1 protein-coding gene is annotated in these 1,561 nt (G+C 70.7%); it reads left to right on the top strand.

Features of this window, described 5'->3' with window-relative positions:
* Positions 1–1,509 (top strand): M28 family peptidase (locus ACWGKU_RS41015; RefSeq protein WP_452180609.1); only part of this gene is annotated, 1,509 nt, incomplete at its 5' end.
* Positions 1,510–1,561 lie beyond the last annotated feature (52 nt).

The raw sequence follows: 1,561 nt of genomic DNA, 5'->3' as shown, positions 1-1,561 counted from the left end.
GCCTCCGGCCTCCCCACCGGCGTCACCGCGAGCCTCAACCCCTCCACCGTCCAGGCCGGCTCCTCCGCCACCCTCACCCTCAACGCCTCCGCCACGGCCGTGGCCGGCACCTACCAGATCACCGTCACCGGCACCGCCGGCACCACCACCCACACCGCCCAGTACAGCCTCACCGTCGGCGGCGGAGGCAACCCCGGCGGTCCCGCACCCGACATCGACGTCGCCAAGATCCAGGCCCACCTGTCCCAGCTGAACAGCATCGCGAGCCAGAACGGCGGCCACCGCCGGGCCGGCAGCGCCGGGCACAGCCAGTCGCTGGCGTACATCAAGGGCAAGCTCCAGGCCGCCGGTTACAGCGTCACCGAGCAGACCTGCACCTCCTGCACCTACCAGTCCAACAACCTGATCGCCGACTGGCCCGGCGGCCCGGCCGACCAGGTCACCATGTTCGGCGCCCACCTGGACAGCGTCTCGGCCGGCCCCGGCATCAACGACAACGGCTCCGGCTCGGCCACCCTGCTGGAGAACGCGCTCGTTCTCGCCCAGCAGAACCCCGGCCTGACCCGGCACGTGCGGTTCGCCTGGTGGACCGGTGAGGAGCAGGGCCTGCAGGGCTCGCAGTCCTACGTCGGCCAGCTGGGCTCCGCCCAGCGCTCCGCGATCAAGGCGTACTACAACTTCGACATGATCGCCTCGACCAACGCCGGCTACTTCATCAACAACATCAACTCCGCGGCCTCCGCACCGATGAAGGCCTACTGGGACTCGCTGAACCTCAAGCCGGAGGAGAACGTCGAGGGCCAGGGCCGCTCGGACGACTACTCCTTCCAGCAGGCCGGCATCCCGACCTCCGGCTACGCGGCCGGCGCCAGCGACACCAAGACCTCGGCGCAGGCGGCCAAGTGGGGCGGCACGGCGGGCCGTTCCTACGACTCCTGCTACCACTCCTCCTGCGACACCACCGCCAACATCGACGCGACGGTACTGAACCGCAGCGCCGACGGCGTGGCGTACACCATCTGGAAGACCTCGGTCGGCGGCACCACGCCCACCAACGACTTCTCCCTCTCGGTGAACCCCACCACCGCCACCGTCAAGCCCGGTGAGACCACCACCGCGACGGTCGCCACCTCGACCACCTCCGGCTCGGCCCAGACGGTCAACCTGACCGCCTCGGGCGCGCCGACCGGCGTGACGGTCTCCTTCAACCCGTCCTCGGTGCAGTCCGGCGGCTCGGCGACGCTCACCGTCGCCACCTCCGCCTCGACCCCCACCGGCACCTACAACATCACCCTGACCGGGACCGGCTCGGCCACCCACAGCACCAGCTTCTCCCTGGTGGTGGGCAGCGATTCGCCCAACCCCGGTGGCACCTGGACCGCCGGCACCACCTACCAGGCCGGTGACGTCGTGACCTACAACGGGGTCAGCTACCGCTGCCTCCAGGGCCACACCGCCCAGGTCGGCTGGGAGCCGCCGATCGTGCCCGCGCTCTGGCAGCAGGTGTGACCGGGATGCCCTGACACCCGGTGAAGCCGCTGCGCCGCGGTCCGTCGAGGGG

The sequence above is a fragment of the Kitasatospora sp. NPDC054768 genome, from assembly GCF_053612025.1.
Note: the sequence above shows the minus strand (reverse complement) of the source record. Positions and strands in the feature narration are given on the sequence as shown.